Annotated in this window: 14 protein-coding genes; 8 read left to right on the forward strand and 6 right to left on the reverse strand. The window is 70.3% G+C overall.

What is annotated here, in order from left to right; all coding sequences use genetic code 11:
* Positions 1 to 14 precede the first annotated feature (14 nt).
* Both OG303_RS19670 and OG303_RS19675 read left to right on the forward strand, forming a co-directional pair.
* Positions 15 to 518 carry a hypothetical protein gene (locus tag OG303_RS19670; RefSeq protein ID WP_405869713.1) on the forward strand — a complete coding sequence of 168 codons (504 nt, stop codon included), beginning with the start codon at positions 15 to 17 and terminating at the stop codon, positions 516 to 518.
* A 190-nt stretch (positions 519 to 708) separates the two neighbouring features.
* Positions 709 to 3909 carry a tetratricopeptide repeat protein gene (locus OG303_RS19675; protein WP_405869714.1) on the forward strand — a complete coding sequence of 1067 codons (3201 nt, stop codon included), beginning with the start codon at positions 709 to 711 and terminating at the stop codon, positions 3907 to 3909.
* Positions 3910 to 3936: 27 nt separating this feature from the next.
* On the opposite strand, the gene OG303_RS19680 is transcribed toward OG303_RS19675, so the two are convergent.
* Together OG303_RS19680 and mca are read right to left on the reverse strand one after the other, a co-directional pair.
* On the reverse strand, positions 3937 to 4185 hold the full coding sequence (locus OG303_RS19680; RefSeq protein ID WP_405869715.1) for a hypothetical protein: 249 nt from the start codon (positions 4183 to 4185) through the stop codon (positions 3937 to 3939).
* Complete coding sequence (gene mca, locus OG303_RS19685) at positions 4178 to 5059, reverse strand: mycothiol conjugate amidase Mca (protein WP_405869716.1); 882 nt, start codon at positions 5057 to 5059, stop codon at positions 4178 to 4180. The genes OG303_RS19680 and mca overlap by 8 nt, the downstream gene beginning before the upstream one ends.
* Positions 5060 to 5220: 161 nt before the next feature.
* Here mca and OG303_RS19690 point away from each other — a divergent pair, with 161 nt between their 5' ends.
* Together OG303_RS19690 and greA are read left to right on the forward strand one after the other, a co-directional pair.
* Positions 5221 to 5619 (forward strand): DUF4307 domain-containing protein, encoded by a 399-nt coding sequence (locus OG303_RS19690; RefSeq protein ID WP_405869717.1) that lies wholly within the window; start codon positions 5221 to 5223, stop codon positions 5617 to 5619.
* Between the two features lie 177 nt (positions 5620 to 5796).
* Complete coding sequence (gene greA, locus OG303_RS19695; protein WP_405869718.1) at positions 5797 to 6297, forward strand: transcription elongation factor GreA; 501 nt, start codon at positions 5797 to 5799, stop codon at positions 6295 to 6297.
* A gap of 78 nt (positions 6298 to 6375) precedes the next feature.
* Here greA and OG303_RS19700 read toward each other — a convergent pair whose 3' ends face one another.
* From OG303_RS19700 to ilvA, 3 genes are all read right to left on the reverse strand, one after another.
* Complete coding sequence (locus tag OG303_RS19700) at positions 6376 to 7233, reverse strand: ABC transporter permease (protein ID WP_405869719.1); 858 nt, start codon at positions 7231 to 7233, stop codon at positions 6376 to 6378.
* Positions 7230 to 8240: an ATP-binding cassette domain-containing protein gene (locus OG303_RS19705; protein WP_405869720.1), complete on the reverse strand. Its 1011-nt coding sequence runs from the start codon at positions 8238 to 8240 to the stop codon at positions 7230 to 7232. Before OG303_RS19705 ends, OG303_RS19700 begins: the two co-directional genes overlap by 4 nt.
* A gap of 216 nt (positions 8241 to 8456) precedes the next feature.
* The gene (ilvA, locus tag OG303_RS19710) at positions 8457 to 9686 is read right to left on the reverse strand and encodes a threonine ammonia-lyase (protein ID WP_405869721.1); all 1230 of its coding nucleotides are present in this window, start codon (positions 9684 to 9686) and stop codon (positions 8457 to 8459) included.
* 163 nt (positions 9687 to 9849) lie between these two features.
* Between ilvA and OG303_RS19715 the strand changes: the two genes are divergently transcribed.
* The 3 genes from OG303_RS19715 (at position 9850) to OG303_RS19725 (ending at position 11319) form a co-directional block, all read left to right on the forward strand.
* Entirely contained in the window at positions 9850 to 10356 is a 507-nt protein-coding gene (locus OG303_RS19715; RefSeq protein WP_405877364.1) for a MarR family winged helix-turn-helix transcriptional regulator, read from the forward strand.
* Between the two features lie 185 nt (positions 10357 to 10541).
* The gene (locus OG303_RS19720; protein ID WP_405869722.1) at positions 10542 to 11045 is read left to right on the forward strand and encodes a sigma factor-like helix-turn-helix DNA-binding protein; all 504 of its coding nucleotides are present in this window, start codon (positions 10542 to 10544) and stop codon (positions 11043 to 11045) included.
* Positions 11046 to 11070: 25 nt separating this feature from the next.
* Entirely contained in the window at positions 11071 to 11319 is a 249-nt protein-coding gene (locus OG303_RS19725) for a hypothetical protein (RefSeq protein ID WP_405869723.1), read from the forward strand.
* Positions 11320 to 11331: 12 nt separating this feature from the next.
* Here the strand turns inward: OG303_RS19725 and OG303_RS19730 are convergent, their stop codons facing one another.
* Positions 11332 to 12486, reverse strand: coding sequence for a cystathionine gamma-synthase (locus OG303_RS19730; RefSeq protein ID WP_405869724.1), 1155 nt, complete (start codon positions 12484 to 12486; stop codon positions 11332 to 11334).
* Positions 12487 to 12673: 187 nt separating this feature from the next.
* On the opposite strand from OG303_RS19730, the gene OG303_RS19735 reads away from it, so the two are divergent.
* Positions 12674 to 13792, forward strand: a complete 1119-nt coding sequence (locus OG303_RS19735; RefSeq protein ID WP_405869725.1) for a hypothetical protein — start codon at positions 12674 to 12676, stop codon at positions 13790 to 13792.
* Positions 13793 to 13855: the final 63 nt, after the last annotated feature.

A 13855-nucleotide genomic window follows, 5' to 3' on the forward strand; every position in this document is an offset into this window, starting at 1 on the left:
GAAGGGGGAACCCGATGAGTTCGACGAAGCCGAATCCGCCGACACGGCCGACTCCATCGGTGAAGCCGGCGACGTGGCAGCCGCGCAAGAAGCCGCTGCTGGGGTGGACGCTGCTCCTGCTGGGCGTGGCAGCCGCGCTGCTGCAGAGGTGGACGCTGGCCCTCCTGGGCGCGGCAGCGGTGCTCCTGGTGCCGTGGATGGTGATACTCGGCCTGACGCTGCCGGGCAGCACCGAAGTGCGGCACTGGTCACTCGCCTGGATCGGCCTGGACGTCCTGATGGCGGCGGGCTGCGCGACAACAGCCGTGCTGGGCCTGCGGGGTGACGGACGCGCCCGGCTGACGGCGTCCGCGACCGCCGCCGTCGCCGTCCTGGACGCCTGGTTCGACATAACCACGGCCTCGTCGGGTGCGTCGCTGCTGCAGGCATTGGGCTGTGCAGTGGCGGAGGTTGCGCTGGCCTGGGCGTGTGTGGTTCTGGCGGTGTCGGGTGGGATGGGGCGGGGTGTGCGTGAGTGAGTGATTGGTGGTGGAGGTGGGGGTGGGGCCCTCCGTCGCTGGAGGGGGTGGGGCCCCAGCCGCGTCACGACACGGAACAGGCCCCCCGGCCTCGCCGTCACCCACCCCAATGATCGCCGCCCTCTCGCGCTAACGCCCTCCCCGAAGGACACTCGTACGCAAAGGAGTTGCCGCCAAAGGGGGACGTGACATGCGGGACAGCCATCGGGCGGACGCCGAACGGCTGTTGGCCCGGGCCGTGGAGGAAGAGGTGCGACGCTCCGGCGGACGCACCGACGGGGCAGTGCTGCTGTCCCGGTCGCGCGGCGCGCTGGACGCGATGGCGGAGACGGCCGCCGAGGAGTACGAGGCCTACACACGCGCACTCGACGAGGCGGAGGGCGACCGGCTCACCTTCGCGCAGAGGTACGCGAAGGAGGGATCCGGAACTCCCTTGCTGGTGGCGGCCGTTGCCGCGGTCACGGCGGCGGTGGCCGACGTGGCTCTCGGCACCGACACGGGCACGGCACTCGGCGTGGGCGTGACCGTGGGCGTCGTGGGCGCGGCGGCGACGGTGATCAAGGTGGCCGGCTCGCATCTGCCCGCCGCACACCATCGGGCCGGTGCCGCGAGCCAGCCGGGTGGGCCGGAGCAGCTGCGGCTGCAGTGGCTGACGGCTCTGGAGGTGCGCGGCATCCGCCCGTTCCTCGACCAGCAGCGGGTGCGCGCCGCGTCCACCGGCCCGAAGAAGACGGGGCCGCAGCTGCGTGGCACGGACAAGAGCGCGGCGGCCCGCGGGCGCAACGTACTGACGCAGTCGTTCGGTCAACTCCCCGAGTCTGCCGGCGTGTTCGCGGGCCGGCGGCAGGAGATGGCGCGGATCCGGCAGTGGGTGCAGGCCTCGCGTGCGAGCACGGAGACCCGCCCGACGGTCGTGGTGCTGCACGGAACGCCCGGCAGCGGCCGTACGACACTGGCCGTGCGCGCCACGCACGACCTGAAGGACTACTTCCGCGGCGCCTGCGTCGTGGACCTGCGCGGCGGCAGCCCCGAGGAGACGCCGCTGTCCACCCGTGACGCCCTGCTCCACCTGCTGAACCGTCTGGGCGCGCCGCGCGAACAGTTGTTGTTCCGTGAGCGTTCCTCTCCCGATCAGCAGGTCAAGCGGCTGAGTGAGCTGTATCACCAGCATCTGACGGGTCTGCCGGTCACGATCGTCCTGGACGACGCCTCGGACCCCGAGCAGATCCGTACGCTCGTTCCGGAGCGTTCCGACAGCCTGGTCCTGGTCACCGCATCGCAGCCCCTCGAGCTGCCGGCCGATCTGCTGGCTCAGGTGCACCAGTTGCCGGTCGAGGCGCTGGACTCGGCGGGCGCCGAGGAGTTGCTGGACGCGGCGGCGCAGGAGAGTTCGGGGCCGTACGACGCCGATGCGGCCGACCGGATCAGGGAGTTGTGCGGCGGGCTGCCGCTGGCGTTGAGCATCGCGGGCTCGTCGCTGGGCCCGCGTTCACCGCGTCAACTGGCCACGGATCTCGAGGCGTACGGCCCGGTGGAGCCGATCGAGCGTGTGCTGTGGCTGCGTTATACGGACCAGTCGGAGACGGCCCGCCGTCTGCTGCGCCGGCTGGCCCTCGCCGGCCGCGCCTCTCTCGGTGCCGCCGCGGCCGCCTCTCTCCTGGCGACGGACGACACGGAGGCCACCCGCCATCTGGTCGCGCTGTCCCGGGCGGGTCTGATCGACCATGTGCGCGGCGACCGGTACCGCCTTCACGACCTGGTGCGGGCCTTCGCCCAGGCCCGTCTGCTGGACGAGGAGGAACCGCGGGAGCGCACGGCCGCGCAGGAACGCCTGATCGTGAACTACGCCGATCTGGCGGACTCGGTGCTGCGCCTGGTCGACGGCAACATGTCGACCCGCTCGGACCGTTTCAGCCCGCACGGCTTCACGTCTTTGGACGAGGCGCTGCGCTGGCTGGACGACGAGTCGAGCTTCATCACGTCGACGCTGCGGCACGCGGAGGGCGTGAACCAGGCGGCGGTGCTGAATCTCCTCGGTGCGCTGTGCGACTACTGCCTGCTGCGCGGCGACCTCTACCGCCTGGGCGAGATCAGCGAGTTGGCGCAGGCCGTCGACCAGGGTCTGCTGGTCCGCTCGGTGCAGTGGCGTACGGGCATCGCGGCCCGTCAGCTGGGCGAGCTGGACAAGGCGCGTACGACGCTGACGTCGGTGGTCGATCTGTACATGGAGGCGCACCACGACGCGGGGGCGGCCCGCGCCCTGTGTTCGCTGGGCATCACCCTGCACCATCAGGGCAACCTCACCGAGGCCGCGGCGAAGCTCCGCGAGGCGCTGGACCTGCAGGCGCCCCCGGAACTGGCGACGGACCGCGCCTGGACGATGCACGCCCTGGCCGCGGTGGAGCGGGACCGCGGTCATGTCTCCGAGGCGCTGCGCCTCCTCACCGAGTCCCTGGTCCTGCACGGCGAGGGCGAGTCCGTGCACGGCGAGGCCTGGGCCCACTTCCAGCTCGGCCAGCTGTCCCTGCGCATGGGTGACGTCCCGCGTGCGGAGTCGGAGCTGCGCGCGGCCCTGGACCGGTACGGCCGTACGCGCGACGCCCGCGGCGAGGCCTGGGCTCTGACCCAGCTGGCGCGTGCCCGTCTGGTCGCCGGGGACCCGTCCCCTGCGGTGGACGGCCTGCGCCAGGCGGCGTCCCGGCATCGCGACAACGAGGACGCGCGGGGGGAGGCATGGACGGTCTACCACCTGGGCCAGGCCCTGGAGGAGACGGGCAACCTCGACCACGCGGTCCGCGAGCTGGAACGCTCCCGCACGATGTTCTCCCGCATGCGGGACGTCTACGGCCTGGCCTGCGCCCGTCACCACTCGGCGAGGGTCACTCGTGACCAGCGGGCGGCCCAGACGGGCTCGCTGCGCAACTCCGGCTTCGCCCGTCAGCTCCTGGTCGATGCCCGGGCCGACTTCCAGCGCATCGGCGTGGCCCACGGCGAGGCGTGGACATGCCTGGAACTGGCCGTGGTGGACGCGGGCAATGCCCGTACCCAGCAGGCGCTGACGCTGTGCGACGAGGCGGTGGACCTGTTCACGTCGTATGCCGACAGGCGCGGCGAGGACTGGGCCCGCTTCCTGCGCTGCACCCTGCTCCCCTACGCGGCTCCCGGCGGCGTGGAGATCGGCACGGCGGTCGCCCAGGAGGAACTGACCCAGCTCTCCCGCACGAGTCACCCGCTGCGGGACGAGAAGCTCGACGACTACGTGGAGGCGTACCAGCTGCTGCTGGAGCGGGGTGTGAATCTGGAGGCGGGCTGGCAGGCCTGGCGCCTTGGGATGGTGCCGAGCCGGCGGGCGCGGGAGGTGATGGGGGTGGTGGTGCCGGCCAGTCACTGACCGTCGGCCACCCCCATTCCCACGACGTCAGCTCTGGCCGGCCTTGGGTTCTGCGGCGGACTCCTCGGAGCCGGCCTTCGGGTCCGCGGGCTCCTTGAACTCGACCCTGTTCATGTGGCGGCTCATGGACTTCATCAGTGCCCAGACCGCGAGGGCCATCGCCGCGAAGACGATGAAGCCGAGGACTCCGGGGGTGACCTTGTCCTCGTCCACCTCCTTGGCGAGGGGGACGAGGTGTGTCAGTGCCAGGCTCACGCTTGCGCTCATGTCAGGCATTGTCGCGGATGCCCGCGAAGAGGTCGTCCTCGGGGAGGGAGGTATCGACGAGGGACTTCGCGAGCTCGTACTCCTCCGTCGGCCAGACCTCCTTCTGGATCTCCATCGGCACCTTGAACCAGCCGCCGTCGGGGTCGATCTGCGTGGCGTGCGCGATCAGTGCCTTGTCGCGGATCTCGAAGAACTCGGCGCACGGAATGTGCGTGGTCAGGGTGCGCTCGGCGCGCTCGAACTCCTTCCAGCGCTCGAGCCACTCCGCGTACGGCGACTCCATGCCCCGGTCGAGCAGCGCCTTGTGCAGCGCCTCGGTGCGCGGGCGGTTGAAGCCCTGGTTGTAGTACAGCTTGAGCGGCTGGTACCCGGGGCCGAACTCCGACTCCGGGTACTTCTCGGTGTCCGCCGCGTCCTCGAACGCCACCATCGAGATCTTGTGGGTCATGATGTGGTCGGGGTGCGGGTAGCCGCCGTTCTCGTCGTAGGTGGTGATCACCTGGGGACGGAAGGAGCGGATCTGCTTCACCAGCTCGCCGGCCGCCTTGTCGACGTCCTCGAGAGCGAAGCAGCCATCGGGCAGCGGGGGCAGCGGGTCGCCCTCGGGCAGGCCGGAGTCGACGAAGCCGAGCCACTCCTGCTTGACGCCGAGGATCTCCCGGGCCTCGTCCATCTCCTTCTTGCGTACTTCGTGGATGTGCTCCTCGATGTACTTGTCGCCCTGCAGCTTCGGATTGAGGATGGAGCCGCGCTCCCCACCGGTGCAGGTCACGACCAGCACGTCCACCCCCTCGGACACGTACTTCGCCATGGTGGCCGCGCCCTTGCTCGACTCGTCGTCGGGGTGGGCGTGGATAGCCATCAGTCGCAGCTGGTCAGTCAAGACTCAATCCTCGGTAAGTCGGCGCCCGGTGTGAACCGGCGCGATCGGCGGCTTCTATAGTGACCGAATCGGGGGGCGAAAAATTCCGGGGTCCGGTTTCCCGGTGCCCCTTCGGGACCTTTGTCCCGTTCATTGCCGAAGGCCTTGCCGAGAGGACGATCATGAGTACGGCGAGCACGCGACTGCCCGAGGGCCGTTACGGCCGTTCCTCGGACGAGCGCGCCGACCACAAGCTCAAGATCGTCGGTGCGGTTCTCGCGGCAGCGCTGCTCGCACTGGTCGGCTATTTCGCCTACCACTACGTCGCCCAGAACAAGATCAGCGCCGAGGTCATCACCTTCGATGCGCACAAGGACTCGGTGACGGTGCATCTGGAGGTCCGCAAGGACGCCGACGCCACCGGCTACTGCACGATCCGCTCCCAGGCGGCGAACGGTGCCGAGGTGGGCCGGGCGGACTTCCACTTCGACGGGCACGCCACCCGCATCGACAGGGCCGTCACCCTCCGTACGACGTCCGCGGGCACCACGGCGGAGCTGCTCGGCTGCCACGCCGACTGACGTCGACCGTCCTCAGCCGGATGCGTAGGCCCTGACCTGCGTTGACGCAATTCTGATGGCTTATGTCCTCCCCCTTCAGCCGCGGAATTGTTAGGCTCGTGGTTTCGCCCATCCGAGAAGGAACATTCTTCTGGGTAGGGCGATGCTTTGTATTCCCAGTACCTACGAGGAGCACCTGTGACCCAGACCAGCGAAGACGTCACCTGGCTCACGCAGGAGGCGTACACCAAGCTCAAGGACGAGCTGGAGTACCTGTCTGGTCCCGCGCGCGCCGAGATCACCGTGAAGATCGCGGCCGCACGCGAGGAGGGCGACCTGCGCGAGAACGGCGGGTACCACGCGGCCAAGGAAGAGCAGGGCAAGCAGGAACTCCGCATCCGCCAGCTGACCCAGCTCCTGGAGAAGGCCAAGGTCGGCGAGGCTCCGGTGTCGGCGGACGGTGCCGTGGCGCCCGGCATGGTCGTGACGATCGCCTTCGACGGCGACGAGGACGACACGACGACGTTCCTGCTCGCCTCGCGTGAGTACGCGAGCGCCGACATCGAGACGTACTCGCCGCAGTCCCCGCTGGGTTCCGGCGTGATCGGCCACAAGGTCGGCGAGGACGCGGAGTACGAGCTGCCGAACGGCAAGAAGGCCTCTGTGACGATCCTCAAGGCCGAGCCCTACAACGGCTGACCCCGGCCGGCCGACCGATCATCCCGGCCGGCACGCCCTTGGCGAGCCCCCGGCGTCACGATGACGCCGGGGGCGTCGTCATGCTGTCGCCGAACGGTACTTCCGCACCGCCAGGGTCCTGAATATGACGATGATCAGGGCCGAGTAGATCAGTGAGGCCCACACCGAGTGCTGCATGGGCCAGGCGTCCGACTGCGACTGACCGGGGTTGGCGAAGAGCACACGGCAGGCCTGCGCGGTGGCGCTGAAGGGGTTCCATTCGGCGATGTGGCGTAGCCACGGCGTCATGTTGCTGGTGTCCACGAACGCGTTCGAGATGAACGTGACCGGGAACAGCCAGATGAGCCCGCTGGACGTGGCTGCTTCGGGGGTACGGACGGACATGCCGATCAGGGCACCGATCCACGTGAACGCATAGCCGAGCAGGAGCAGCAGACCGAAGGCGGCGAGGACCTTGCCGGCGTTCGTGCTGCCGTCCGATCCGACGCGCCAGCCGACCAGCACGGCGACCACGGCGAGGACGACCAGGGTCAGGGCCGTCTGCACCAGGTCGGCGAGCGTACGCCCGGTCAGCACCGCGCCGCGCGCCATGGGCAGGGAGCGGAAACGGTCGATGAGGCCCTTGTGCATGTCGTCGGCGATGCCCGCGCCCGAGCTGGCGGTGGCGAAGGTGACGGTCTGCGCGAAGATGCCCGCCATCAGGAAGTTCTTGTAGTCGGTGGCGCTGGTGCTGCCGCCGATCTGCATGGAACCGCCGAAGACGTAGGTGAAGAGCACCACGAACATGATCGGCTGGATGAGCCCGTAAATGATCATCTCGGGGATGCGGGACATACGGATCAGGTTGCGTTTCGCGACGACCATCGAGTCGCGGAAGGACTGGCTGACGGGGTTCGCGGCCGGCGCGACCCGCACGGCGTCGGTGAGGGCGCTCACTTGGCTTCCTCCTTCTTGTGCTTGCGGTCCTTGGCGTCCGCCGTCGTGCCGTTCCCCTCGTCCTTGTCCTCCGCCAGGTGTCCCGTCAGGGACAGGAAGACGTCGTCGAGGGTGGGGCGGCGCAGGCCGATGTCGTCCATCTCGATGCCCCGGGCGTCCAGCTCCCGGATGACCTCGGCGAGCAGCTTGGCGCCGCCGCTGACGGGCACGGTGAGTTTGCGGGTGTGCTCCTCGACGGTGAGTTCGCCCTTGCCGAAGCCGGTGAGGACCTCGCCGGCGGTCGCTATGTGCTCGCGCTCGTGGACGACGACCTCGACGCGCTCGCCGCCGGTGCGGGCCTTGAGCTGGTCGGAGGTGCCGCGGGCGATGACATGGCCGTGGTCGACGACCACGATGTCGTGCGCGAGGTGGTCGGCCTCTTCCAGGTACTGGGTGGTCAGCAGCAGCGTCGTACCACCGGAGACGAGCTTCTTGATGACCTCCCACAGCAGCTGGCGGTTGCGGGGGTCGAGGCCGGTCGTCGGCTCGTCCATGAACATCACGGGCGGTGAGACGACCAGGGCCGCCGCGAGGTCCAGCCGGCGGCGCATGCCTCCGGAGTACGTCTTCGCCGTACGGTCGGCGGCGTCCGCGAGGCCGAACTGGTCCAGCAGCTCCACGGCTCGGGCCTTCGCGGCCTTGGCCTTCATCTGGTAGAGCTGGCCGACCATCTGGAGGTTCTCGCGGCCGGTCAGGTATTCGTCGACCGCGGCGAACTGGCCGGACAGGCCGATGGAGCGCCGCACCTCGTTGGGCTGCTTGAGTACGTCGAGGCCGGCCACGACCGCCCTGCCGCTGTCGGGGCGCAGCAGAGTGGTCAGGCAGCGGACCGCCGTCGTCTTGCCCGCGCCGTTCGGCCCGAGCAGGCCCAGCACGGTGCCCTCGGGGACATCGAGGTCGACGCCGTCCAGAGCCCTTACGTCACCGAAGGTTTTGACCAGGCCTTCGGCATAGATGGCGCCTGGCATGTGAGTCTCCACGTCGTCGGGGATTCTTCGGAAAGCCTAGATTTGTACATTTCGTCCCGCCTGACGGATGGCACACAGGCGGACACGAGACACACCGTAACGCGATGTATCGCGTCTCTCAACGTATTTACTCGATCGAGTGACGAAGAGCCCCTGAGCTGGGCGTTCCGCTTGTTTCCGCTCCGTTTGCCGCTGGGATTCCGGGTGCCCGGCGCCTCAGTCGATGACCGTGTGGCCCGCCTCGCGCAGGGCGCGGCCGACCTCGGCGCAGTGCTCCGGCCCCTTCGTCTCCAGGTGCAGCTCGACCTCTGCCTCCGTGAGCCCGAGCCGTGGATCGGTCCGTACGTGACTCACATCGAGGACGTTAGCGTCCACCACTGACAACACCCCGAGAAGTGTGGCGAGCGCTCCCGGCCGGTCCGTCAGCCGCAGCCGTACGGCCAGGTAGCGGCCCTGCGCCGCCATGCCGTGCCGCAGGACGCGCTGCATCAGCAGCGGGTCGACGTTGCCACCGGACAGCACCGCGACCACCGGGCCCTCGAAGGCTCCCGGCTCGCTCAGCAGTGCCGCCACCGGACTCGCACCAGCCGGTTCGACGACCAGCTTGGCCCGCTCCAGGCACAGCAGCAGCGCGGTGGACAGCTGGTCCTCGGAGACCGTGCGGACCTCGTCCACCAGCTCGCGGATGATGCCGAACGGCACCTCGCCGGGCCGCCCGACCTTGATGCCGTCGGCCATGGTCGCCGGGTGCTCGACCGACACCGGGCGCCCGGCCGCGAGCGAGGGCGGATACGCGGCAGCGCCCTCCGCCTGCACGCCCACGATCCGCACGTCCGGCCGCAGCGCCTTCACCGCGATCGCGATACCGGCCGCGAGGCCTCCCCCGCCGATACCGACGACGATCGTGCGCACCTCCGGGCACTGCTCCAGGATCTCCAGGCCGACCGTGCCCTGGCCCGCGATGATGTCGGGGTGGTCGAAGGGGTGGATGAACACCGCGCCCGTCTCGGCCGCGTACACCTGCGCGGCGGCCAGCGTCTCGTCGACCACCTGCCCGTGCAGGCGCACCTCGGCGCCGTACTCGCGCGTGGCGCTGATCTTCGGCAGCGGGGCACCGTGCGGCATGAACACCGTCGCCCGCACGCCGAGCAGCGACGACGCCAGGGCGACGCCCTGCGCGTGGTTGCCCGCGCTCGCCGCGACGACCCCGGCGGCGCGCTCCTCGGGCAGCAGTCCGGCGATACGGACGTACGCGCCACGCAGCTTGAACGAACCCGTCCGCTGGAGGTTCTCGCACTTGAAGTGCACCGGCGCGCCCACCAGCTGGGACAAGTGCCTGCTGCCCTCCATCGCCGTCACCCGCGCCACGCCCGAGAGCATCTTCTGGGCGCCCCGCACGTCGTCGAGGGTCACGGGCCGAAAGGAGTCAGCCGTGCTGTAGCTCATGCCTCAAGCATCGCAGTTCACAGGCGCACACGGCCGCTGTGACCAACCTCCGAGACTGGTTTGCGCAGCGTCGGTACGGCCCGCCTCCCGGCCGCGTACTCTGTCCCCCAATCCAGCAGCCCCTTCATGAAGTGAGCCTCCGGCCATGCCCACAACACCTGAAATGTCGATGGACATGACGACCGTCGGTGACACCGGTCTCCTCGACACGCTGCAGCACGAGGTGGCGGTCTTCGCCCGCCGTGCCGAACAGACCCGGCTCGGCGGGGTCGGGCAGGTGCGCAACTCCATGGACCGCGCCGCATACCTGCTGCTCAACCGCCTCGACAAAGAGGGACCGATGGGCGTCAAGGCGCTCGCGGCGAGCATGGGCATCGACTCGTCGACGGTCACCCGGCAGGTGGCTCCGCTTGTCGACACCGGGCTCGTCAAGCGCACCTCGCACCCCGAGGACGGGCGGGCCGTGGTCCTTCAGCTGTCCCCGCGCGGGCTGTCGCGACTGGAGGAAGTGCGCTCGTCCAGGCGGCAGTTGATGGCCGAGCTGACCGACGACTGGTCGCCGGAGGAGCGCGAGGCGTTCTGCACGCTCCTCACCCGCTTCAACACCGCGCTCTCCTCCCGGATGTCGGCACAGGGGGTGCCGGGGGCGGAGGACCCGAACGCCTCGTAGCGGACAGCATCCGCGCGCGTACCTCGGCCGCTCTCTACGCGTCAGTACGCGCGCGCGCCGCCCGGCTCTTGACCGACGGGGCACCCCTGGCCTCATATGAGACCGGGTCCTAGTCGTACGCGGTTCCGCACCCCGTACGCGGCCGGGTCCCGTTCGGTCAGGGGCGCGTCAGGGCGGGAGGCGCGGTGCGACAACGGCAGGCGTCCCAAGGCGCCCGCCGGGCCCGGGAGTTCGAGGCGTTCGTCGCGGGCGCGGCAGGGCGGCTGCTGCATGCCGCCACGCTGCTCACGGCGGAGGCGCCGGACGACAACCCGCGCGCGCGGCGCCTGCTGACGCTTGCCCTCGCGCACACGTACACGTGCTGGCACCGGCTGCGGGGCGAGGACCCGTACGACCGCACCCGCCAGTACCTGGCCACCCGCTTCGCGCGCGCGGCATGGCACCAGTACGGCGGTTTCGGCCGGGCGCGTGCGCATCCCGACAGCCCGCTGGCCCGGCTCGTACCGCAGGAGCGCCTGATCCTGGTCCTCAGACTGTACGAGGGGGTCGCCGAGGAGCAGACGGCCGCGCTGCTCGGCCTGCCGACGGAACGCGTCCACACGATCTGCGACCGGGCCACGGCGACGCTGCTGCATCCGCCGGTGAGCACGGCACGGACGGTCGCCGGACCCAAGGTGGCGCCGTCATGAGGCGCGCAGGCGAGGAGAGGCGCACATGAACCGGACCCAGCGCGAGGCCGCCGCGCGGCGGATCATGGAGCGGGTGCCGCCGCCGGTACCGCCGGAGCTGTACGGGGACGTCATGCGCCGCGGTGCCCGCATGCTCCGCCGCAGGACGGTCGCCCGCCGGCTGATGTGGCTGCTGCTGTGCGCCGCGACCGTGGCGTTCCTCGTCTGGGCCATGATGGCCCGCCCGTGGGTGGAGCCGCCCTCGCAGACGACTCCCCCGTACACGGGCTGGTGAGCACGGGATCGGCTAGCCGAGCGCCCGCTGCAGGTCTTCCAGGAGGTCGTCGACGTTCTCGATGCCCACGGAGAGGCGTACGAGATCGGCGGGCACCTCGAGCGCCGAGCCGGCCACGGACGCGTGCGTCATGCGCCCGGGGTGCTCGATCAGCGACTCGACGCCGCCCAGGGACTCGCCGAGCGTGAACACCTTGGCACGGTTGCAGACCTCCACGGCCGCCTCCTCGCCGCCCGCGACCTGGAAGGAGACCATGCCGCCGAACGCCCGCATCTGCTTGGCGGCGACCTCGTGACCGGGGTGCTCGGGCAGGCCCGGGTAGAGGACGTTCGTCACGCGCGCGTGCCGGGTCAGCATGTCGGCGACCTTGGTGGCGTTCTCGCTGTGCCGGTCCATACGCACTGACAGCGTCTTGGCGCCGCGCAGCACCAGCCACGAGTCGAAGGGCCCGGCGACCGCGCCCATCGCGTTCTGGTGGTAAGCCAGCTCCTCGCCGAGCGCCTCGTCGCCGACGACCAGCGCACCGCCGACGACGTCGGAGTGACCGCCCATGTACTTGGTCAGCGAGTGCACGACGACGTCCGCGCCGAGCGCGAGCGGCTGCTGCAGGTACGGCGTGGCGAAGGTGTTGTCGACGACGAGCTTCGCGCCCGCGTCCCGGGCGATCTGGGCGACCGCGGCGATGTCGGTGATGCCGAGCAGCGGGTTGGAGGGGGTCTCCACCCACACGGCCTTGGTCTTCGGGGTGATGGCGGCCCGCACGGCGGACGGGTCACTGGTGTCGGCGACCGACCACTCCACCCCCCACCGGGCGACGACCTTCGCGAACAGACGGAACGTGCCGCCGTACGCGTCGTTGGGGATGACCACGTGGTCGCCGGGACTGAGCAGCGTACGCAACAGGCAGTCCTCGGCCGCCAGTCCGGACGCGAACGCGAGACCACGACGGCCGCCCTCGAGGGCTGCGAGGTTCTCTTCCAGGGCGGTCCTGGTGGGGTTGGCGCTACGGCTGTACTCGTAGCCGCCGCGCAGGCCGCCGACGCCGTCCTGCTTGTAGGTCGAGACCTGGTAGATCGGCGGGACGACCGCGCCGGTGAGGGGATCGGCGGTGTTGCCCGCGTGGATCGCGAGGGTCTCGAAGTGCTGACTGATGTGCCTGTCGCTCATGGGCACCGAGCGTAGTGCGCTCGCGGGGCAGGTGTCGGATCACGAGGCGCGGGAGGCCGTACTGCCGGGATTTCCCTCGGTTCAGGAGAGCGCACGACCCGGTTGTCCACAGGCCCGCCGACCGGCGTTGTCCACAGGTCACCGACCGGGTTGGCCAATTGTCGGTGGCGTCTGGAACGCTTGAGGCATGGAATTTCTCTGGGTCCTGATCGCCCTGGTCATGCTCGGCTTCGTGCTGCTCCCGGTCATGCGGCGCAGGCGGGGCATGATCGAGCAGGTCCCGCCCGGCCACCCGGACGCGGCCGACCCCGACAACTACGGCTTCGTACGCGAGGAGGAGCTGGACGTCCGCATGCCCGGCCCCGACCAGGACCTGCTGGACGTCCTGGACCTGGTGCAGCGCACGCAGGACTACCGCGCCGCCTCCCAGCTGCTGGCCGGCACAGAGGCCGAGGGCGAGCTGCGCTGGCAGCGCGTGCAGGCCTTCGCCGGTGCCGCGTCGCTGGAGCTGCAGCAGCGGCCCGGCGGGGTCAGCGAGACGCCGGGCGGGCAGTGGCTGCGGGTGTGGCGCACCGAGCAGCCCAAGGACGCGGGCGGCGCGGCGGTGCACGCGGAGTTCCTGGTCCAGCAGGCGTGGCGGACCTCGACGCGGGGCACGGACGAGTTCCGGATCATCATGGAGGAGGCGAAGGCGGCCTGCGGCGATGCGGCGCTGCTCGCCCCCGGTGACCCGATCCCGTACGTCGTCGAACTGTCGGTGGCCCGTGGACTGGCGTACCCCCGGCCGGAGTTCGAGCAGCTCTGGCTGAAGATCCTGGACCGCGCGCCGGCCCACATGGGAGCGCACCTGGCCGCCCTGCACTACTGGTGCGAGAAGTGGCACGGCTCGCGCGAGCTGGCGAACTCCTTCGCGGAGGCCGCGGCCGCGAGGGCACCCCAGGGCTCGCTCCTGGCCGCGATGCCGTTGTTCGCGGTCTTCGAGCACCTCCCCGAGGTGAACCTGGTCAGCAGCTTCTACCAGAGCGAGGTCGTCACGAAGGCGATCCACGGAGCGCTCCACGCCGTCCACTCGGCCCGCCCCGACGACCCGATGCTGGCGCATGTCCGCCACCTGCTGGTCTTCTTCCTGGTCCGCGCCGAGCGCTGGTCCGAGGCCATGAACCAGCTCATACACATCGACGGCCACGTCGGAGCCCTCCCCTGGACCCTGTCCCCCGACCCGGCGGCGGAATTCGCCGTCTACCGGGCGCTGGCGGTGGCCGGCTACGAGGCGAACGGCGGAAGCCCTGCGACACTGCCGCACTGAGGCGGCGGGGGCCGTCGCGGAGCACAACGCCGAGCTGTCGCAGAGCCCAGTGCAGGGTCGCAG

Origin of the sequence: Streptomyces sp. NBC_00005, from assembly GCF_045160215.1 — a bacterium.
GTDB lineage: Bacteria > Actinomycetota > Actinomycetes > Streptomycetales > Streptomycetaceae > Streptomyces.